The following is a 21227-nucleotide window of genomic DNA, read 5'->3' on the forward strand; positions in this document are numbered from 1 at the left end:
GTTACTGTCGTTCTCAAAATCGGTGGAGTTGCATGACAAGGTCATCGGGCATTATCTGAACATAAAACACTATCAGTAAGTTGGAGTCATTACCGAACAACAAGAAGCGTTTATGACGCTTGAGCAGGAGCAGCAGGTTAAAACCCGTACTGCCGAACAGAATGCACGTATTGCGGCTTTTGAAGCTGAACGTCGTCGTGAAGCAGAGCAGACGCGAATTCTGGCTGAACGACAAATTCAGGAAACGGAGATCGAGCGCGAGCAGGCCGTCCGCTCAAGAAAGGTTGAGGCTGAACGTGAAGTTCGTATTAAAGAGATCGAACAGCAGCAGGTCACCGAAATCGCCAACCAGACGAAATCGATCGCTATTGCCGCCAAATCGGAACAACAGTCCCAGGCAGAAGCCGATCGTGCTAAACAAGTTGCCCTAATCGCTGCCGCGCAGGATGCAGAAACCAAAGCGGTTGAACTGACCGTGCGGGCGAAAGCAGAAAAAGAAGCCGCAGAGATGCAGGCGGCGGCTATCGTTGAGTTAGCCGAAGCTACACGTAAAAAGGGTCTGGCGGAAGCAGAAGCACAACGTGCGCTGAACGATGCTATCAACGTACTTTCTGATGAACAAACCAGCCTTAAATTCAAACTGGCCTTGTTGCAGGCGCTACCTGCGGTAATAGAAAAATCCGTTGAGCCGATGAAATCTATTGACGGTATCAAGATTATTCAGGTCGATGGTCTGAATCGTGGCAGCGCTGCGGGTGATGCAAACACGGGTAATGTGGGGGGCGGAAACCTAGCGGAACAAGCATTATCAGCCGCTCTCTCTTACCGCACACAGGCTCCGCTGATTGACTCCTTGCTCAATGAAATTGGCGTTTCAGGCGGTTCACTGGCGGCATTGACTTCACCCTTAACCTCAACAACTCCCGTCGCCGAAAACGTAGAATAAATTTTCAGCTATGAACGTCCCTGGCACAAAAAGCCGGGGATTTTTTATATCTGCGTTCCGCTAAAAACTGCAAATGATCAGGTCGTTGCAACGTTTTGCGTGACCGCTCGGGGAAGGCAAAACTGCCTCTGGGAAAGCGTTGCGCGAGGTCCGGCGCTCATCAACAATCGGGGAGTCAGCAAAGGGCTGAAACGGGAAAGCCCCTCCCGAGGAAGGGGCCTTACAGAAGGAAAGGGTTATGATGAAGCTCGTCATCATACTGATTGTGTTGTTACTCGTAAGTTTCGCAGCTTATTAACAGCCAATCAGAGGGGGGAGAAATCCTCCCTCACCCTTGTTCCTTTACTTTAGGTTGAAAAAAAATCAGCGTCAAGAAGGTTTCATTAACACATATCCCTGGCCCAAAAAGCCGGGGATTTTTTATATCTGCGTTCCGCTAAAAGGTGCAAATGCTCAGGACGTTGCAGCGTTTTGCGTGACCGCTCGGGGAAGGCAAAACTGCTTCAGGGAAAGCGTTGCGCGGGGTCCGGCGCTCATCAACAATCGGGGAGTCAGCAAGGGGCTGAAACGGGAAAGCCCCTCCCGAGGAAGGGGCCTTATAGAAGGAAAGGGTTATGATGAAGTTCGTCATCATACTGGTTGTGTTGTTACTGTTAAGTTTCCCGACTTACTAACAACTGATCAGAGGGGGGAGAAATCCTCCCTTACCCTTGTTCCTTTACTTTAGGTTGAAAAAACAACAGCGTCAATAGGCCTGCCTGCTACGAAGCGAGATCTGTGAACCGCTTTCCGGTTAGCCTTTTTTATCCTGTTGGATCTTCTTGATGATGTTAGTGGTCGAGCAACCGTCTTCGAAGTTGAGCACCAGCACTTCGCCGCCGTTGGCCCAGACTTCTTTACTCCCGGCGATCTCTTCTGGTTTATAGTCGCCGCCCTTCACCAGTAAATCTGGCAGGATCCCGGCGATCAAGCGCTGCGGCGTGTCTTCTTCAAACGACACCACCCAGTCGACCGCTTCCAGTGCGCCCAGCACAATCATACGCTGTTCGAGCGGGTTAACGGGGCGGGAATCCCCTTTCAGCCGTTTGGTGGAGGCATCGCTGTTCACAGCGACAATCAAGCGGTCACCCAGTTTGCGGGCATTTGCCAGATAGAAGACGTGTCCGGCGTGCAGGATGTCAAAGACGCCATTGGTCATCACCACTTTTTCACCGCGTTTACGCGCTGCCGCTACGGCCAGCTTCAGTTCCTCTTCGGTCATCACGCCAAAGCCGGTATCTGCGCGCCCACGCACTGCATTTTCCAGCTCGATCGGCGAAACCGTGGAGGTTCCCAGTTTGCCGACCACCACGCCAGCCGCCGCATTGGCAAAGAAGCAGGCTTCTTCCAGCGAATTACCCGCTGCCAGCGTTGCCGCCAGGACGCCAATCACCGTGTCGCCCGCACCGGTAACGTCATACACTTCCTGCGCCTGGGTTGGCATATGCAGCGGCGCTTTACCCGGTTGCAGCAGCGACATACCCTGTTCGGAACGGGTCACTAACAGAGCCGAGAGTTCGTAATCGGCAATCAGTTTCATGCCGCGCTCAACAATCTCTTCTTCGGTCTTACATTTACCGACAACAGCTTCAAATTCCGAGAGATTCGGTGTCAGCAGCGTAGCGCCGCGGTAGCGCTCAAAATCGGTACCTTTTGGATCAATCAGCACCGGAACGCCCGCTTTACGCGCCAGTTGGATCATCTGCTGTACGCTTGCCAGCGCACCTTTGGCGTAGTCAGAAAGCACCAGCGCGCCAATCGAACTCAGCGCCTGATTAATCCGCTCGTGCAGCGGCTGCGGATCAACACCTTCGAAACCTTCTTCAAAATCCAGACGGATCAGCTGTTGGTTGCGGGAAAGTACCCGTAATTTGGTGATGGTCGGATGCGTCGGTACAGAAACGAAGTCGCATTTGACGTTGACGTCGGCCAGAGATTTACTCAGCGCGCGCGCTGCATCGTCAATGCCCGTCAACCCGACCAGGCGTGCATTAGCACCGAGAGAAGCGATATTCATCGCCACGTTAGCCGCGCCGCCCGGACGTTCTTCGATGGTATTCACTTTAACCACGGGCACCGGCGCTTCCGGCGAGATACGACTGGTGGGGCCGTACCAGTAACGATCCAGCATCACATCACCAACCACCATCACTCCTGCACGTTCAAACTCTGGCAGCGTTACTTTCATTCCTGTCTCCTGAGAGATTCAAAATTTGCGCGCGATAATACCATACTTCATTCTTCCACCAGCCACTTCTGCCAGCTTGCCCGCACCAGATCACGCTCTGCGGTGAAGCAATCCTCCGACACATGGCCCGGCAATTCCTGTAATGCCAGATGATGAAGTTCATCGCGCAGCGTCGTGTAAGCACGGGTCAGCGCCATCGCTTCCTGCTCTTCCATAATGTCGTTTTGCGCCAGCAGCTCCAGAATACGCACGTTGTCTGACCAGCGCGTTAACTTCGGTTTTTCATGAGCGTAGCGCAACACCAGATATTGGGTAATAAATTCGATATCGGTAATTCCGCCTTCATCGGCTTTGATATCAAAGCGATTACGATGTTTATTGCCGAGATGAGCGCGCATTTTCTCGCGCATTTCCCGCACTTCCGTTTGCAGAGTTTTACCTTCTCGCGGCAGTGTCATAATCTCACGACGCACCGCGTCAAAGTGCGCAGTGAGCTGCGGATCGCCGTACACTACACGCGCACGCACCAGCGCCTGATGTTCCCACGTCCAGGCCTCGTTTTTCTGATAATCGGCAAATGCTGCTGCGGATGTCACCAGCATTCCCGCCGCCCCGGACGGACGCAGTCGAGCATCCACTTCATACAAAATGCCGGAAGAGGTACGCGTACTGAACAGATGCATAATGCGTTGCGCCAGACGCAGATAAAACTGCCGCCCGTCGATTTCCCGCTCGCCGTCAGTCATCGCATCCATTGGGCAATCATGGAGGAAGATAAGGTCAAGATCGGAACTGTAGCCTAACTCCCAGCCGCCCAGCTTGCCGTAGCCGACCACCGCAAAACCGCGCCCTTCACGTTCGTTGAGGTGATTTGGCTTACCGTAGCGGGCCACCATTTGACCCCACGCCTGCTGAACGACGGCATCTATCATAGCTTCTGCCAGCCAGGTTAAGTGATCGCTCACTTTCATTACCGGTAGCGTACCGGCGATATCCGCTGCCGCAATGCGTAACAGCTGCGCCTGTTTGAACTGACGCAGCGCCTCAAGCTGTTGTTCTTCGTCATCTTCCGGCACGCGCAGCAAATACTGGCGCAGTTCATCACGGTAGGCATCGGTCGCCGTCGGCTGGTAAAGGGTATTTGGATCGAGCAATTCATCCAGCAATAATGGATAACGCGCTAGCTGGCTGGCAATCATCGGCGATGCGGCACACAGAGAAATCAAATGTTTAAGCGCCGCAGGGAATTCACTGAGCAATTCTAAATAGGTTGTGCGGGTAACAATCCCCACCAGCAAGGCGGTAATGCGCGACAGCGTGACAGCAGCGTCTTCACGCGCACAGACATCACTTAGCAGATGTGGCATCAGATGGTCGAGCACCTGACGTCCTCGCGGCCCGATAGTACGCTTATCCAGCTCTTTGCGGAAATCAGCAATCAGCGTTAGGACCTGTTTGCGATCATCCTCGCTAAGATGCGCCAGCACTGGCGTAGTGTCATCTTCCTGCAACGCATCCTGCCACAGCTCACGCCACTGTTCCGACAGCGACTCTTCCTGAGTTTCACTTTCGTCGTCGCCAATCAATTCATTAAACACCCGGCGCACATTGGTCATATGTGCGGTCAGCGCCCCGGTCAGTTGCGGCCAGTCAGCAAAGTCCATCGCCCACGCCAGCCGCGCACGGTTAAGCTCATCAGAAGGAAGCGTTTGGGTTTGTTCGTCGTTAATGCTTTGCAGCAGGTTTTCCAGACGCCGCAGGAACAGATATGCCACTCGCAATTGTTCAGCATCGTTTTCAGAAAGCAGATGCAGCGCGGCAATGGCGCTGAGCGTTGGCAGTAAAGAGCGCGACTGCAGCAACGGTTCGCGCCCACCGCGAATGAGCTGGAACACCTGAACGATAAATTCAATTTCGCGAATGCCGCCTGCGCCGAGTTTGATATTGTCGGTCAAACCACGTCGACGCACTTCACGGGCAATCATCCCTTTCATGTTGCGCAGCGACTGAATCACGCTGAAATCGATGTAACGACGGAAAACAAACGGGCGCAGCATCGCACGCAACTCGTTAGCATAGACGCCTTCGCTATCGCCCATAATCCGCGCTTTGACCATCGCGTAACGCTCCCAGTCGCGTCCCTGCTCCTGGTAATAATCCTCCAACGCGGCAAAGCTCAGCACCAGCGGGCCACTTTCGCCAAACGGACGCAGTCGCATATCCACGCGATAGACGAAGCCATCCTGCGTTGGTTGATCCAGCACTTTAATCAGCCGCTGCCCCATGCGGGTAAAAAACTGCGCGTTATCCAGTTCCCGGCGTCCGCCCTGCGTACAACCATGTTCCGGCCAGGCAAAAATCAGATCGATATCAGAGGAGAAATTCAGTTCCCCGCCGCCCAGCTTACCCATGCCTAAGATCAGCAGCGGTTGCGCTTCGCCCTGCGCATTGCACGGCGTTCCCCACTCGCGGCAGCAGGCGTCATACAGCCAGTCACGCGCCGCAACAATCAGCGTCTCCGCCAGATAACTGAGCTGCTGCAATATGCTCTCTTCAGTAACCAGTGCCAGCGTTTGCGCCCATGCGATGCGCACCATAATGCGCCGCCGGAATAGCCGCAGCTCGCGCATTAACCCGGCTTCGTCGCTCACATTACTGAGCGCCTCCTGCAACCACACGCTGTAATGTTGCCATTCGTCAGCCTGTGGCGGTTGGCTTTCCAGTTCCGTCAGCCACTCTGGATGCGCAATCACGCTGTCCTGCACAAAATCACTGAAAGTAAGTACTGACTTCGCCTGTGCACTAAGTGATTCCTCGGCTAAAAGCTCTGGCAGCCGCTCAACAACGGTCTGCCAGTACTGCTGTAACGGTGAAGAGAGCGGCTTCATAAGCGATTTTATCCTTGCCTGATTAACGTTTTCCGCTGTGCAACCAGAACGGTTCCTGATTGTTTGCCTCATTACGGAAATGTTCAATTTCAATGCGTTGCCCGGTCGCAATAGCGTGACGCAGCCCCTGCCAGTTCTCCAGCCAGGCTTGCGCGACGACAGGATCATAGTAACCCGCCAGCAACAGTATTGAGTCAATATCACGCATCAGGCGTGGCAACTGGTCACGGTAGCGATCGCCTAACGGCTGGCAGAAAACGCTTTTCAGTTCAGCGGCATGGCGGGAAAGATGGATATCGGCAAAGCGTTTGAAGGAGTCGCTAATTTTGCCCTGCGCTTTGGCATCTAAAAACGGCTGCCATGCTTTGCTTACCAGCCATTCGGTCAACGCCAGCTTCGCCATTGCCGTTTCGGTAGAGTAGACCGCCGTCACGGCAGAAACCGCAGAAGCGATGGTCGCTTCGCATTGAGTCAGCAAATCACGTAAGTGAGTGCTCGCTTTACGCGGCACAATGCCACCGAACAGCATCAGTGTATGACGGACTAGGCTAATGGCTGCCAGCACCTGCTCTTTCGCCGCATCGTTGCCGCGTACCCACAGTTCTTCATGATACTGCCATTGCGCTAACACCAGCTCGAGCGCCGCTTCCAGCCCCTGTTCCACATCGGCTTTTGCCGCAACATGCAAAATGGTGGTCGGTTTGATTTCACGCGCCGGATTGCCCTGCGCCAGATGATAGCCACGCGCCGCTTTGCTCAGGCTGCCCTGGCGTAATCCGGTTTGCGATACCAGTTGGTTCGCCAGTTTCAGCACCGCGCGCGTGTCGCCGCTAAGCAGCTCCAGTTCCAGCTCGCAGATAGGCTCAGCAAATTCACCCGCTTTCACTTCCCCCTGGTCGAGAGCGATTTCAATTCGGCTGCCATCGATCTCTACTAGCCATTTTTCGCGATAAAAATCGGTGCTAAACAGCGGCTGCACGCGGGAAGCGAGATCGGCAGGCAATTCGCCGTTCGGCCAGATTTCCGTCGGTAACTGCGCCAGGTCGAGCGTCGGTTCGCTCAACGCCACGTTATATTCCGGGCGCTGGTGTAAGCCGCCTGTCACTCTTCCTGCAACTTTCATGGTCATCTCATAGCGACCGTTTTCGCCACGAATACGTAAGCCCATATCGTGCCTACGCAGCCAGTTATCCGGCGTTTCGTAGTAAATATTCAGCAACTGCACGGGGTCATGGTGCTCGCCGCCCAGCGTATTGAGATGGTCACGCAACGCCTCAACGGCACTGTGATTAACAATAAACTTTAATTCGATTTCCTGAGCCATGGCCTTTACTTATCGGTTATGTCACATAAGTGACGATGAACGGCGAACTTAATGCGATCTTTTTTGTCAGTAGATAGTATTTTGCGCCAAATTGCCATGCAACGGGCAATTTGACGGGCGTAAAAGTTTGAAGCAGTGGCAAGACCTGACACAGAGGATTCCGATTGATGTCGAATGCTTTGCGTAGCGACACTGATGCCACTACTATCGTTCCACTTTCCATGACAATAACGACAGCCTGATGCCAAAATTACGCCTGATCGGATTAACTTTACTCGCACTTAGCGCGACTGCCGTCTCACACGCTGAAGAAACGCGCTATGTTTCTGACGAACTGAATACCTGGGTCCGTAGCGGTCCGGGAGATCATTATCGCCTCGTGGGCACGGTTAACGCCGGCGAGGAAGTGACCTTATTACAAACTGACGCCAACACCAATTATGCCCAGGTGAAAGACAGCTCTGGCCGTACCGCCTGGATCCCGTTGAAACAACTTAGCACTGAGCCAAGCCTGCGCTCCCGTGTGCCAGATCTGGAAAATCAGGTCAAAACCCTGACCGATAAACTCACCAATATCGATAACACCTGGAATCAGCGCACCGCAGAAATGCAGCAAAAAGTGGCGCAGAGCGACAGCGTGATCAACGGGTTAAAAGAAGAAAATCAGAAACTGAAAAACGAGCTGATTGTCGCGCAGAAAAAGGTCGATGCCGCCAGCGTACAGCTGGATGACAAACAGCGCACCATCATCATGCAATGGTTTATGTATGGCGGTGGCGTGCTGGGGCTTGGCTTGCTGCTCGGTCTGGTACTGCCGCACCTGATCCCAAGCCGCAAACGCAAAGATCGCTGGATGAACTAAATCGCCTTCTTCGTTGCACTGTCTTATTATTAGGAATTGTGTATTTGACGAAGGGATGATGGCGTGAAGATTTATCTGGTCGGTGGTGCTGTTCGGGATGCATTGTTAGGGCTATCGGTCAAAGACAGAGATTGGGTGGTGGTCGGCAGTACGCCACAGGAGATGCTCGACGCGGGCTACCAGCAGGTAGGCCGCGATTTTCCTGTGTTTCTGCATCCGCAAACGCATGAAGAGTATGCGCTGGCACGTACCGAACGGAAATCCGGTTCCGGTTACACCGGTTTTACTTGCTATGCCGCACCGGATGTCACGCTGGAAGATGATCTTAAGCGTCGCGATCTGACCATTAATGCGCTGGCCCAGGACGATAACGGCGAGATTATCGACCCGTACAACGGTCTGGGCGATCTGCAAAATCGTCTGTTGCGCCATGTTTCCCCCGCTTTTGGCGAAGATCCGTTACGCGTACTGCGCGTGGCGCGTTTTGCTGCGCGTTATGCCCACCTCGGTTTTCGTATTGCCGATGAAACTCTGACGCTGATGCGCGAGATGACCCATGCGGGTGAACTGGAACACCTGACGCCTGAACGGGTATGGAAAGAGACGGAAAGCGCCCTCACCACCCGCAATCCCCAGGTGTTCTTCCAGGTACTGCGCGATTGCGGCGCACTTCGCGTTTTATTCCCGGAAATTGACGCACTGTTTGGCGTTCCGGCACCTGCCAAGTGGCATCCGGAAATCGACACGGGTATTCATACCTTAATGACGCTCTCAATGGCGGCGATGCTGAGTCCGCAGGTTGATGTCCGTTTCGCAACTTTATGCCACGATCTCGGTAAAGGACTGACGCCGCCAGAACTTTGGCCGCGTCATCATGGGCATGGCCCGGCGGGTGTTAAGTTAGTGGAACAACTATGCCAGCGTCTGCGCGTGCCAAATGAAATTCGCGATTTAGCCAGACTGGTGGCTGAGTTTCACGATCTCATCCACACCTTCCCAATGCTGAACCCAAAAACCATCGTCAAATTATTTGATTCCATCGATGCCTGGCGTAAACCGCAGCGTGTCGAGCAACTGGCGCTGACCAGCGAGGCTGACGTGCGCGGCAGAACCGGTTTTGAATCAGCGGACTACCCGCAAGGCCGTTGGTTGCGCGAAGGCTGGGAAGTGGCGCAGTCAGTGCCGACAAAAGCGGTCGTTGAAGCGGGATTTAAAGGCGTGGAGATTCGCGAGGAGCTGACCCGACGGCGGATTGCGGCGGTAGCCAGCTGGAAGGAACAACGTTGCCCAAAGCCTGACTGAGTATAAAACTAAACGTTAGCACGAACCGTCCCCTCGCCCCTTCGGGGAGAGGGTTAGGGTGAGGGGAACAGACCAGCACCGGTGCGAACAATCACCCCCACCCCGGCCCTCTCCCTACAGAGCGAGGGAGAAAACCCGGCCTGCTCCCGAACCTTTTCTCAATCAAAAGAACACGACATACACCGCAGCCGCCACAATAAAGCGATAAATGGCGAACGGGATAAACGAAATGCGCTTAATCAATTGCAGGAAGGTTTTAATCGCTATCAGCGCCACCACAAAAGCGGTGATAAACCCAACGGCAAACATCGGGATATCGCCGGTTGTCAGGAAGCCCCAGCTTTTGTAGAGATCGAGCGCCGTTGCGCCCATCATCATCGGTACCGCCAGCAGGAACGAGAACTCGGAAGCAGCGTAACGGCTCACGCCCATCAGCATCCCACCTGAAATGGTCGCCCCGGAACGGGAGAAACCCGGCCACAGCGCCAGACACTGGAAACAGCCAATCATAAACGCCTGACGATAGGTCATATCATCAAGACCCGGCGCACGCGGCTCTTTCGGCTTCAGGCATTCGGCGGCAATCAGCAACAAACCGCCAACGACCAGCGCATACATCACATTTATCGGGTTAAACAATGACTTAATCGTGTCGTGGAATAATAGCCCCAGTACCACCGCCGGAATCATCCCCAGCAAAATGTGGATCAGCGTTAAACGACCTTTGCTTTCACCTTCGTGCTGCAACGGGCGGCCAAAGTGGATGCCAATCAGGCCAAACAGACGCCGCCAGAACATCACTACTACCGCCAGAATTGATCCTAACTGGATCACAACTTCAAAGGTTTTCGCCGTGTCGCCCTCAAACCCCAACAAGTGACCGACAATAATCATATGGCCCGTGCTGGATACCGGCAGAAATTCTGTCAATCCTTCGACCACACCCAATATTGCCGCTATCAGCAGCGAGTGCATATCGCTCATCAATAAACCCCTAAATTATTAAAATGTACCGCTTGTCCGAACTACTGCAGTATGACCAGGTTATAACCGTTTGGTTTAACAGCTGTAAAATTAATTATTTTCTTTCAGATTATTGCCACGCTCAATGATTACGCCAACATTCGCCGCCCGCGCCACTGCGCCTGGCTTGCTGAGTTTGATACGCACCCACGGCGAGTTGAAGCGTGCTAACAGCAGCTCCGCCACCTCTTCAGCCACGCGTTCCACCAGCGCAAAACGCGCCCCCTCGACGTGGCTGACCACCGTTTCTGCAATGTCAGCGTAACTGAGGCAATCCGCCACATCATCACTTTTCGCCGCTTTACGGTTATCCCATGCCATTTCGATATCGAACACTAACTTCTGTTCGATGGTCTGTTCCCAGTCGTAAACACCAATAGTGGTGATTACCGAAAGTTGCTCTATAAATACAATATCCATCACGTCCTGCCTGCTTTTTGGCTAACCGGATACCACTTCCGGCGAAATGTGCGTATTATCCACAGATTCATCGTTGAACACGAATTTTCAAAACGGAACAGCTTATGAGTGCAATCGCGCCTGGAATGATCCTCATCGCGTACCTCTGCGGCTCCATTTCCAGTGCCATTCTGGTTTGCCGCTTGTGTGGGCTGCCCGATCCGCGAACCAGCGGCTCCGGCAATCCAGGCGCAACCAATGTGTTACGTATCGGTGGCAAGGGAGCAGCCGTAGCAGTACTGATTTTCGACGTTCTGAAAGGAATGTTGCCTGTCTGGGGCGCGTATGAATTAGGTGTCAGCCCCTTCTGGCTAGGCTTAATTGCCATCGCCGCCTGTCTTGGACACATCTGGCCCGTTTTCTTCGGTTTTAAAGGAGGAAAAGGCGTTGCTACCGCTTTTGGAGCAATCGCACCAATTGGCTGGGATCTCACCGGAGTAATGGCGGGAACCTGGTTACTGACCGTGCTATTGAGCGGATACTCGTCGCTGGGAGCGATTGTCAGTGCACTGATTGCTCCGTTTTATGTCTGGTGGTTTAAGCCACAATTCACCTTCCCGGTTTCGATGCTCTCTTGCCTGATCCTGCTGCGTCATCATGACAACATCCAGCGTCTGTGGCGTCGTCAGGAGACAAAAATCTGGACGAAATTCAAAAGAAAGCGCGAAAAGGATCCCGAGTGATTTCTGGTGGATCTACATGACCTGATAGCCTTCATCGGGCTTGCCCAGCCGTTGCTGGCACCATGCCGCCAGAAATTCCACGCAGACACGAATTTCATGCTGCGATAGAGCGGCTCCCGGTAAACAGCCCAGATATTGGCGCTTTGTGCATACTCCGGCAATACTTGCACCAGTTTGCCACTCTCCAGAAACGGCAACACATCCCACTCGGAACGCAGCATAATCCCTTTGCCCTCCAGCGCCCATTGCAACACTATCTCGCCGCTATTGGAGGAAAGATGCCCGCTAACCTTCACCGATTTTTTCTCCTGACCGTTCCCCAACTCCCATATTCCGTGGGTCATATCGCGCTCTTTGGTCACCAGACAGTCATGACGACTTAATTCCTGTAATGATTGTGGCTGCGGATATTTTTGCAGATACTCAGGTGCTGCGCATAATATTCTTTTATTTTTCGTTAACAGATGCGCAATATAATAATCAGGAATTTCGTCATTAATACGAATATCCAGATCAATATTATCCTGCACTAAATCAATTTGCCGATCGAACAATTCAAAATGCACCTGTAACTCAGGATAATTGCGCATAAGTTCGGTAATGGCTGGCGCAATATGGCTGCGCCCAAAACCAAAACTGCAACCAATACGAATCATCCCCTCCGGGCGCGTTTTGATTTGCGTGACGTCATCGACCAGTCGCTGATATTGGGTGAGGATTTCCAGCGCATGTTCGTAACAACGTTGGCCACTTTCAGTCAGCGCCACGCCGCGAGCGGAGCGGTTCAGCAGCGTTGTTGCCAGCGTATTTTCAAGGATTTGGATCCGCTTGGTGACAAATGCAGGCGTTTGCCCAAGCGTCGCCGCTGCAGCACTAAAACTCCCGCTGTGGACGATTTCTACCAGTACCTGCAAGTCTTTGGCTAAAGGCCAGCTATTCAGCATCGTTAATTATCCGCAGTTGTGATAAGCGCAGTGTATTTCGCAAAACATTGCCATTCCCTGCTCTGGCGCAATATTCATTCTTATTTTCGCGTTGATTCACGAACTGTTAATTACATATTCACGGTGGCAAAAAATATAAAACCACATTTTTAGTGGTAGTTTGTGGCGGTGAATTTTTCCAGACAAATACAAAAACTGGAGTTGCCATGATGAGCGAAAGTAATAAGCAACAGGCAGTGAATAAGTTGACAGAGATTGTCGCTAACTTTACCGCCATGATTTCTACCCGAATGCCTGATGACGTGGTGGATAAACTAAAACAGCTAAAGGATGCCGAAACGTCGTCGATGGGGAAAATTATCTACCATACGATGTTCGACAACATGCAAAAAGCGATTGACCTGAATCGTCCTGCCTGTCAGGACACCGGGGAGATTATGTTCTTCGTTAAAGTCGGTTCCCGCTTCCCACTGCTTGGCGAGCTGCAAAGCATACTCAAACAAGCCGTGGAAGAGGCAACCGTCAAAGCGCCACTACGTCACAATGCGGTAGAAATTTTTGACGAAGTAAACACCGGCAAAAATACCGGTAGCGGCGTACCGTGGGTCACCTGGGACATCATCCCCGACAATGACGATGCGGAAATCGAAGTTTACATGGCAGGCGGCGGCTGCACGCTACCTGGCCGCTCGAAAGTGTTAATGCCGTCAGAAGGCTACGAAGGCGTGGTGAAATTCGTCTTCGAAAATATCTCCACCCTCGCCGTAAACGCCTGTCCACCGGTACTGGTGGGCGTGGGCATCGCCACCTCGGTGGAAACCGCCGCCGTACTCTCGCGTAAAGCCATTCTGCGCCCGATTGGCAGCCGCCATCCCAATCCAAAAGCGGCAGAACTGGAGCTACGCCTGGAAGAAGGACTCAACCGTCTGGGGATTGGTCCACAAGGGCTGACCGGCAACAGTTCAGTGATGGGCGCATCGTCGCGGCACGCTGCTGGTTCATGCCGATCTCACCTTTGAAAATCTGTCTCACACCCGGAGCGCGTTATGAAAAAGATCCTGACAACCCCGATCAAAGCTGAAGATCTGCAAGATATTCGCGTCGGCGATGTGATCTACCTGACCGGTACGCTGGTGACCTGCCGCGACGTTTGTCACCGCCGTTTGATCGAACTGAAACGTCCGATCCCTTACGATCTCAACGGCAAAGCGATTTTCCACGCTGGCCCCATCGTGCGCAAAAACGGCGACAAATGGGAGATGGTCTCCGTCGGCCCGACAACCAGTATGCGTATGGAAAGTTTTGAACGTGAATTTATTGAGCAGACCGGCGTAAAACTGGTGGTTGGCAAAGGTGGTATGGGGCCGCTGACCGAAGAAGGCTGCCAGAAATTCAAGGCGTTACATGTGATTTTCCCGGCAGGCTGCGCGGTGCTGGCGGCAACCCAGGTAGAAGAGATTGAAGAAGTGCACTGGACAGAACTCGGGATGCCGGAGTCACTGTGGGTCTGCCGGGTCAAAGAGTTCGGCCCGCTGATTGTCTCTATTGATACCCACGGCAACAACCTGATAGCCGAAAACAAAAAGCTGTTCGCCGAACGCCGCGATCCCATCGTGGAAGAGATCTGCGAGCATGTCCATTACATCAAATAACCCTCCCGGAGAGGCTCACCCCTCTCCTTTTTCGCAGGCATAACACGATGAAACCTTCCACTGAATGGTGGCGATATCTTGCACCGCTGGCGGTCATCGCCATTATTGCTCTACTTCCGGTTCCCGCAGGGCTGGAGAACCATACCTGGCTCTACTTTGCCGTTTTTACTGGCGTGATCGTTGGACTGATCCTCGAACCCGTGCCGGGTGCCGTGGTGGCGATGGTGGGTATCTCCATCATCGCCATACTCTCTCCCTGGCTGCTGTTCAGCCCCGAACAGCTCGCCCAGCCAGGCTTTAAGTTCACCGCCAAATCCCTCTCCTGGGCAGTTTCTGGTTTTTCTAATTCGGTTATCTGGCTCATTTTCGCCGCCTTTATGTTTGGCACAGGCTATGAAAAAACCGGGCTTGGACGCCGCATTGCGCTGATTCTGGTGAAAAAGATGGGGCATCGCACGCTGTTTCTCGGCTATGCGGTGATGTTCTCCGAGCTGATCCTGGCACCTGTAACACCGTCCAACTCGGCGCGTGGTGCGGGTATTATCTATCCCATCATCCGTAACCTGCCACCGCTCTATCAATCACAACCAAACGACAGCAGTTCGCGCAGCATTGGCTCGTACATCATGTGGATGGGGATTGTTGCCGACTGCGTGACCAGCGCCATTTTCCTGACGGCGATGGCACCTAACTTGCTGTTAATTGGACTGATGAAAAGCGCATCTCACGCCACGCTGAGTTGGGGCGACTGGTTCCTCGGGATGTTGCCGCTCAGCATTTTACTGCTTCTGCTGGTTCCCTGGCTGGCTTACGTGCTATACCCGCCGGTACTGAAGTCTGGTGATCAGGTGCCGCGCTGGGCAGAGACGGAACTGCAGGCAATGGGCCCGCTCTGTTCGCGTGAAAAACGGATGCTGGGGCTGATGGTAGGCGCGCTGATGCTGCTTCTGCGCATTATCAGTTGGGACGACATTGTCAGTAATAAAGCGGCATGGAACGTTTTCTTCTGGCTGGCCTCGCTTATCACCCTCGCGACCGGACTCAACAATACCGGTTTTATTAGCTGGTTTGGCAAACTGTTAGCAGGCAGCTTAAGTGGTTATTCGCCGACGATGGTGATGGTGACGTTGATTGTGGTGTTTTATCTACTGCGCTACTTTTTCGCCAGCGCCACGGCGTATACCTCCGCCCTCGCACCGATGATGATCGCCGCCGCGCTGGCGATGCCGGAAATCCCGCTGCCGGTGTTCTGCCTGATGGTTGGCGCGGCAATTGGTCTGGGGAGCATTCTTACACCATACGCCACCGGACCCAGTCCGATTTACTACGGTAGTGGTTATCTGCCAACGGCGGATTACTGGCGACTGGGGGCGATTTTTGGGCTGATATTCCTCGTGTTGCTGGTGATTACCGGCTTACTGTGGATGCCCGTGGTGTTGCTTTAAGTGAGGACGGTGCCGGAAATTGCTCTCCGGCACCCAATAGTTTTACGCAGCCGGTAACTCCGCCAGCGGCCAGCGCGGACGCACGCTAACGCCGAGATCCGCCGTCGCGCCTGCTTTAAACCGCACCATTCCGGCATAGGCGATCATCGCGCCGTTATCAGTACAAAATTCCGGACGCGCGTAGAACACTTCGCCGCGGCGTTTTTTCATCATTTCAGCCAGCTTCGCCCGTAACGTGCGGTTAGCACTCACGCCGCCCGCCATGACCAGTCGCTTAAAGCCCGTCTGATCCAACGCTCGCTTACACTTAATCATCAACGTATCGACCACCGCATCTTCAAAGGCGCGGGCGATATCAGCACGCGTCTGGTCGTCGGTGCTGTTGTCACGAATCGTGTTCGCCGCAAAGGTTTTCAGACCAGAAAAGCTGAAATCCAGCCCCGGACGGTCGGTCATCGGACGCGGGAAAACAAAGCGCCCGGCAGTACCCTGAGCCGCCATTTTCGACAGTAACGGTCCGCCAGGATAATCCAGCCCCAGCAGCTTCGCGGTTTTATCAAACGCTTCACCGGCGGCATCATCGATAGACTCGCCGAGCAGCTCGTACTGACCAATGCCAGTCACGCTGATTAACTGCGTATGACCGCCGGACACCAGCAGCGCGACAAACGGAAATTCCGGCGGGTTATCTTCCAGCATCGGCGCTAACAGATGCCCTTCCATATGGTGTACCGGGATTGCCGGAACGTTCCAGGCAAACGCCAGAGAGCGCCCCACGGTTGCGCCAACCAGCAGTGCGCCGACTAATCCAGGGCCTGCGGTATAGGCCACAGCATCAATGTCTTTTGCCGTTAAACCAGACTCCTTTAGCGCCGCCTGGATCAACGGTACGGTTTTACGCACATGATCGCGGGAGGCCAGTTCAGGCACGACGCCGCCGTAGTCAGCGTGCAATTTCACCTGACTATACAATTGGTTGGCTAACAAACCTTTTTCATCGTCGTAAATGGCGATGCCGGTTTCATCGCAGGAAGTTTCAATACCCAGTACACGCATGACTTGTTTTACCTCGCTTTATTACCGCGCAGTGTAGGACCAATGCGGGTTGATGTAAAACTTTGTTCGCCCCTGGAGAAAGCCTCGTGTATACTCCTCACCCTTATAAAAGTCCCTTTCAAAAAAGGCCGCGGTGCTTTACAAAGCAGCAGCAATTGCAGTAAAATTCCGCACCATTTTGAAATAAGCTGGCGTTGATGCCAGCGGCAAACCGAATTAATCAAAGGTGAGAGGCACATGCCGGTAATTAAAGTACGTGAAAACGAGCCGTTCGACGTAGCTCTGCGTCGCTTCAAGCGTTCCTGCGAAAAAGCAGGTGTTCTGGCGGAAGTTCGTCGTCGTGAGTTCTATGAAAAACCGACTACCGAACGTAAGCGCGCTAAAGCTTCTGCAGTGAAACGTCACGCGAAGAAACTGGCTCGCGAAAACGCACGCCGCACTCGTCTGTACTAATTCCCCGAGAGCGTTGCTCTCCGATCAGACCGAGTTGTAGTTGTAAGGCCGTGCTTCCGAAAGGAATGCGCGGCTTATTTTCGTTTATGAATTGCTAAAAATCGGGGCCTATGGCTGGACGAATCCCACGCGTATTCATTAATGATCTGCTGGCACGCACTGACATCGTCGATCTGATCGATGCCCGTGTGAAGCTGAAAAAGCAGGGCAAGAATTTCCACGCGTGTTGTCCATTCCACAACGAGAAAACCCCGTCATTCACCGTTAACGGTGAGAAACAGTTTTACCACTGCTTTGGATGTGGCGCGCACGGCAACGCGATCGACTTCCTGATGAACTACGACAAGCTCGAGTTCGTCGAAACGGTCGAAGAGCTGGCAGCAATGCACAATCTTGAAGTGCCATTTGAAGCAGGCAGCGGCCCCAGCCAGATCGAGCGCCATCAGAGGCAAACGCTTTATCAGTTGATGGACGGTCTGAATACGTTTTACCAACAATCTTTACAACAACCTGTTGCCACGTCTGCGCGCCAGTATCTGGAAAAACGCGGATTAAGCCACGAGGTTATCGCTCGCTTTGCGATTGGTTTTGCGCCCCCCGGCTGGGACAACGTCCTGAAGCGGTTTGGCGGCAATCCAGAAAATCGCCAGTCATTGATTGATGCGGGGATGTTGGTCACTAACGATCAGGGACGCAGTTACGATCGTTTCCGCGAACGGGTGATATTCCCCATTCGCGATAAACGCGGTCGGGTGATTGGTTTTGGCGGGCGCGTGCTGGGCAACGATACCCCCAAATACCTGAACTCGCCGGAAACAGACATTTTCCATAAAGGCCGCCAGCTTTACGGTCTTTATGAAGCGCAGCAGGATAACGCTGAACCCAATCGTCTGCTTGTGGTCGAAGGCTATATGGACGTGGTGGCGCTGGCGCAATACGGCATTAATTACGCCGTTGCGTCGTTAGGTACGTCAACCACCGCCGATCACATACAACTGTTGTTCCGCGCGACCAACAATGTCATTTGCTGTTATGACGGCGACCGTGCAGGCCGCGATGCCGCATGGCGAGCGCTGGAAACGGCGCTGCCTTACATGACAGACGGCCGTCAGCTACGCTTTATGTTTTTGCCGGATGGCGAAGACCCTGACACGCTGGTACGAAAAGAAGGTAAAGAAGCGTTTGAAGCGCGGATGGAGCAGGCGATGCCACTCTCCGCATTTCTGTTTAACAGTCTGATGCCGCAAGTTGATCTGAGTACCCCTGACGGGCGCGCACGTTTGAGTACGCTGGCACTGCCATTGATATCGCAAGTGCCGGGCGAAACGCTGCGAATATATCTTCGTCAGGAATTAGGCAACAAATTAGGCATACTTGATGACAGCCAGCTTGAACGATTAATGCCAAAAGCGGCAGAGAGCGGCGTTTCTCGCCCTGTTCCGCAGCTAAAACGCACGACCATGCGTATACTTATAGGGTTGCTGGTGCAAAATCCAGAATTAGCGACGTTGGTCCCGCCGCTTGAGAATCTGGATGAAAATAAGCTCCCTGGACTTGGCTTATTCAGAGAACTGGTCAACACTTGTCTCTCCCAGCCAGGTCTGACCTCCGGGCAACTTTTAGAGCACTATCGTGGTACAAATAATGCTGCCACCCTTGAAAAACTGTCGATGTGGGACGATATAGCAGATAAGAATATTGCTGAGCAAACCTTCACCGACTCACTCAACCATATGTTTGATTCGCTGCTTGAACTGCGCCAGGAAGAGTTAATCGCTCGTGAGCGCACGCATGGTTTAAGCAACGAAGAACGCCTGGAGCTCTGGACATTAAACCAGGAGCTGGCGAAAAAGTGATTTAACGGCTTAAGTGCCGAAGAGCGATCGGGAAGCCCCCGACAGCCGCACTGAGAGGCAGCGGCAAATATATAAGTACGCCCTCGTAATTATCGTTGGCGGTAAACAACCGTTGGATTTCAGCGTTAACGGCTGAAGGACATCGGGTCAATCGCCCAACACCAACCTCATGAAATAAGTGTGGATACCGTCTTATGGAGCAAAACCCGCAGTCACAGCTGAAACTTCTTGTCACCCGTGGTAAGGAGCAAGGCTATCTGACCTATGCCGAGGTCAATGACCATCTGCCGGAAGATATCGTCGATTCAGATCAGATCGAAGACATCATCCAAATGATCAACGACATGGGCATTCAGGTGATGGAAGAAGCACCGGATGCCGATGATCTGATGCTGGCTGAAAACACCGCGGACGAAGATGCTGCCGAAGCCGCCGCGCAGGTGCTTTCCAGCGTGGAATCTGAAATCGGGCGCACGACTGACCCGGTACGCATGTACATGCGTGAAATGGGCACCGTTGAACTGTTGACCCGCGAAGGCGAAATTGACATCGCTAAGCGTATTGAAGACGGGATCAACCAAGTTCAATGCTCCGTTGCTGAATATCCGGAAGCGATCACCTATCTGCTGGAACAGTACGATCGTGTTGAAGCAGAAGAAGCGCGTCTGTCCGATCTGATCACCGGCTTTGTTGACCCGAACGCAGAAGAAGATCTGGCACCTACCGCCACTCACGTCGGTTCTGAGCTTTCCCAGGAAGATCTGGACGATGACGAAGATGAAGACGAAGAAGATGGCGATGACGACAGCGCCGATGATGACAACAGCATCGACCCGGAACTGGCTCGCGAAAAATTTGCGGAACTACGCGCTCAGTACGTTGTAACGCGTGACACCATCAAAGCGAAAGGTCGCAGTCACGCTGCCGCTCAGGAAGAGATCCTGAAACTGTCTGAAGTATTCAAACAGTTCCGCCTGGTGCCGAAGCAGTTTGACTACCTGGTCAACAGCATGCGCGTCATGATGGACCGCGTTCGTACGCAAGAACGTCTGATCATGAAGCTCTGCGTTGAGCAGTGCAAAATGCCGAAGAAAAACTTCATTACCCTGTTTACCGGCAACGAAACCAGCGATACCTGGTTCAACGCGGCAATTGCGATGAACAAGCCGTGGTCGGAAAAACTGCACGATGTCTCTGAAGAAGTGCATCGCGCCCTGCAAAAACTGCAGCAGATTGAAGAAGAAACCGGCCTGACCATCGAGCAGGTTAAAGATATCAACCGTCGTATGTCCATCGGTGAAGCGAAAGCCCGCCGTGCGAAGAAAGAGATGGTTGAAGCGAACTTACGTCTGGTTATTTCTATCGCCAAGAAATACACCAACCGTGGCTTGCAGTTCCTTGACCTGATTCAGGAAGGTAACATCGGCCTGATGAAAGCGGTTGATAAATTCGAATACCGCCGTGGTTACAAGTTCTCCACCTACGCAACCTGGTGGATCCGTCAGGCGATCACCCGTTCTATCGCGGATCAGGCGCGCACCATCCGTATTCCGGTGCATATGATTGAGACTATCAACAAACTCAACCGTATTTCTCGCCAGATGCTGCAAGAGATGGGCCGTGAACCGACGCCGGAAGAACTGGCTGAACGTATGCTGATGCCGGAAGACAAGATCCGCAAAGTGCTGAAGATCGCCAAAGAGCCAATCTCCATGGAAACGCCGATCGGTGATGATGAAGATTCGCATCTGGGGGATTTCATCGAGGATACCACCCTCGAGCTGCCGCTGGATTCTGCGACCACCGAAAGCCTGCGTGCGGCAACGCACGACGTGCTGGCTGGCCTGACCGCGCGTGAAGCAAAAGTTCTGCGTATGCGTTTCGGTATCGATATGAACACCGACCACACGCTGGAAGAAGTGGGTAAACAGTTCGACGTTACCCGCGAACGTATCCGTCAGATCGAAGCGAAGGCGCTGCGCAAACTGCGTCACCCGAGCCGTTCTGAAGTGTTGCGTAGCTTCCTGGACGATTAATCGGTAGGCCGGATCAGGCGTTACGCCGCACCCGGCACTAGTCTCTCTGCACAAACGCCACCTTTTCGGTG

At 53.3% G+C, this 21227-nt stretch carries 17 protein-coding genes and 3 pseudogenes; 13 read left to right on the top strand and 7 right to left on the bottom strand.

Annotated elements, in window-relative coordinates; genetic code table 11:
* The 4 genes and pseudogenes from ACUU1I_RS12765 to ibsE all read left to right on the top strand — a co-directional run.
* Positions 1 to 79: IS1 family transposase (locus tag ACUU1I_RS12765; protein ID WP_213188113.1), on the top strand; the 79-nt coding region annotated here is incomplete at its 5' end.
* A 15-nt stretch (positions 80 to 94) separates the two neighbouring features.
* A pseudogene (locus ACUU1I_RS12770) lies at positions 95 to 946 on the top strand (flotillin domain-containing protein); the annotation flags it as partial.
* A 238-nt stretch (positions 947 to 1184) separates the two neighbouring features.
* Positions 1185 to 1244, top strand: coding sequence for a type I toxin-antitoxin system Ibs family toxin (locus ACUU1I_RS12775; RefSeq protein WP_001387081.1), 60 nt, complete (start codon positions 1185 to 1187; stop codon positions 1242 to 1244).
* Between the two features lie 316 nt (positions 1245 to 1560).
* Positions 1561 to 1620, top strand: a complete 60-nt coding sequence (gene ibsE / locus ACUU1I_RS12780; protein WP_001387082.1) for a type I toxin-antitoxin system Ibs family toxin — start codon at positions 1561 to 1563, stop codon at positions 1618 to 1620.
* A gap of 119 nt (positions 1621 to 1739) precedes the next feature.
* Here ibsE and hldE read toward each other — a convergent pair whose 3' ends face one another.
* The 3 genes from hldE to ygiF are packed head-to-tail and all read right to left on the bottom strand — an operon-like array spanning position 1740 to position 7385.
* On the bottom strand, positions 1740 to 3173 hold the full coding sequence (gene hldE, locus ACUU1I_RS12785; protein WP_000869173.1) for a bifunctional D-glycero-beta-D-manno-heptose-7-phosphate kinase/D-glycero-beta-D-manno-heptose 1-phosphate adenylyltransferase HldE: 1434 nt from the start codon (positions 3171 to 3173) through the stop codon (positions 1740 to 1742).
* A gap of 47 nt (positions 3174 to 3220) precedes the next feature.
* The gene (gene glnE / locus ACUU1I_RS12790; protein ID WP_005070971.1) at positions 3221 to 6061 is read right to left on the bottom strand and encodes a bifunctional [glutamate--ammonia ligase]-adenylyl-L-tyrosine phosphorylase/[glutamate--ammonia-ligase] adenylyltransferase; all 2841 of its coding nucleotides are present in this window, start codon (positions 6059 to 6061) and stop codon (positions 3221 to 3223) included.
* 22 nt (positions 6062 to 6083) lie between these two features.
* Positions 6084 to 7385 carry an inorganic triphosphatase gene (gene ygiF / locus ACUU1I_RS12795; RefSeq protein WP_000046319.1) on the bottom strand — a complete coding sequence of 434 codons (1302 nt, stop codon included), beginning with the start codon at positions 7383 to 7385 and terminating at the stop codon, positions 6084 to 6086.
* 241 nt (positions 7386 to 7626) lie between these two features.
* Between ygiF and ACUU1I_RS12800 the strand changes: the two genes are divergently transcribed.
* Both ACUU1I_RS12800 and cca read left to right on the top strand, forming a co-directional pair.
* A complete protein-coding gene (locus ACUU1I_RS12800) occupies positions 7627 to 8247 on the top strand; it encodes a TIGR04211 family SH3 domain-containing protein (RefSeq protein WP_001125331.1) in 621 nt (206 codons plus the stop codon).
* Positions 8248 to 8310: 63 nt separating this feature from the next.
* Entirely contained in the window at positions 8311 to 9549 is a 1239-nt protein-coding gene (gene cca / locus ACUU1I_RS12805; protein ID WP_000708525.1) for a fused tRNA nucleotidyltransferase/2',3'-cyclic phosphodiesterase/2' nucleotidase/phosphatase Cca, read from the top strand.
* Between the two features lie 162 nt (positions 9550 to 9711).
* On the opposite strand, the gene bacA is transcribed toward cca, so the two are convergent.
* Both bacA and folB read right to left on the bottom strand, forming a co-directional pair.
* Complete coding sequence (gene bacA, locus ACUU1I_RS12810) at positions 9712 to 10533, bottom strand: undecaprenyl-diphosphate phosphatase (protein WP_001305111.1); 822 nt, start codon at positions 10531 to 10533, stop codon at positions 9712 to 9714.
* Positions 10534 to 10623: 90 nt separating this feature from the next.
* Positions 10624 to 10992 (bottom strand): bifunctional dihydroneopterin aldolase/7,8-dihydroneopterin epimerase, encoded by a 369-nt coding sequence (gene folB / locus ACUU1I_RS12815; protein WP_001295541.1) that lies wholly within the window; start codon positions 10990 to 10992, stop codon positions 10624 to 10626.
* 104 nt (positions 10993 to 11096) lie between these two features.
* On the opposite strand from folB, the gene plsY reads away from it, so the two are divergent.
* Positions 11097 to 11714: a glycerol-3-phosphate 1-O-acyltransferase PlsY gene (gene plsY / locus ACUU1I_RS12820; RefSeq protein WP_001272796.1), complete on the top strand. Its 618-nt coding sequence runs from the start codon at positions 11097 to 11099 to the stop codon at positions 11712 to 11714.
* Positions 11715 to 11726: 12 nt separating this feature from the next.
* Here plsY and ttdR read toward each other — a convergent pair.
* Positions 11727 to 12658: pseudogene (gene ttdR / locus ACUU1I_RS12825) on the bottom strand (L-tartrate utilization transcriptional activator TtdR).
* Between the two features lie 206 nt (positions 12659 to 12864).
* Here ttdR and ttdA point away from each other — a divergent pair.
* From ttdA to ttdT, 3 genes and pseudogenes are all read left to right on the top strand, one after another.
* A pseudogene (ttdA, locus tag ACUU1I_RS12830) lies at positions 12865 to 13708 on the top strand (L(+)-tartrate dehydratase subunit alpha).
* Positions 13705 to 14310, top strand: a complete 606-nt coding sequence (ttdB, locus tag ACUU1I_RS12835; RefSeq protein ID WP_000722957.1) for a L(+)-tartrate dehydratase subunit beta — start codon at positions 13705 to 13707, stop codon at positions 14308 to 14310. The pseudogene ttdA and the gene ttdB overlap by 4 nt, the downstream one beginning before the upstream one ends.
* Positions 14311 to 14357: 47 nt before the next feature.
* Positions 14358 to 15755, top strand: a complete 1398-nt coding sequence (gene ttdT, locus ACUU1I_RS12840) for an L-tartrate/succinate antiporter (protein WP_000804968.1) — start codon at positions 14358 to 14360, stop codon at positions 15753 to 15755.
* A gap of 42 nt (positions 15756 to 15797) precedes the next feature.
* Here the strand turns inward: ttdT and tsaD are convergent, their stop codons facing one another.
* A complete protein-coding gene (gene tsaD / locus ACUU1I_RS12845) occupies positions 15798 to 16811 on the bottom strand; it encodes a tRNA (adenosine(37)-N6)-threonylcarbamoyltransferase complex transferase subunit TsaD (RefSeq protein WP_001264368.1) in 1014 nt (337 codons plus the stop codon).
* Between the two features lie 237 nt (positions 16812 to 17048).
* Here tsaD and rpsU point away from each other — a divergent pair, with 237 nt between their 5' ends.
* The 3 genes from rpsU (at position 17049) to rpoD (ending at position 21156) form a co-directional block, all read left to right on the top strand.
* Positions 17049 to 17264 (top strand): 30S ribosomal protein S21, encoded by a 216-nt coding sequence (rpsU, locus tag ACUU1I_RS12850; protein WP_001144069.1) that lies wholly within the window; start codon positions 17049 to 17051, stop codon positions 17262 to 17264.
* Positions 17265 to 17374: 110 nt separating this feature from the next.
* Positions 17375 to 19120: a DNA primase gene (gene dnaG, locus ACUU1I_RS12855; RefSeq protein WP_000918814.1), complete on the top strand. Its 1746-nt coding sequence runs from the start codon at positions 17375 to 17377 to the stop codon at positions 19118 to 19120.
* A gap of 194 nt (positions 19121 to 19314) precedes the next feature.
* A complete protein-coding gene (rpoD, locus tag ACUU1I_RS12860; protein ID WP_000437371.1) occupies positions 19315 to 21156 on the top strand; it encodes an RNA polymerase sigma factor RpoD in 1842 nt (613 codons plus the stop codon).
* The last annotated feature ends 71 nt before the right edge of the window (positions 21157 to 21227 follow it).

The organism is Shigella sp. SIG3, assembly GCF_053555855.1.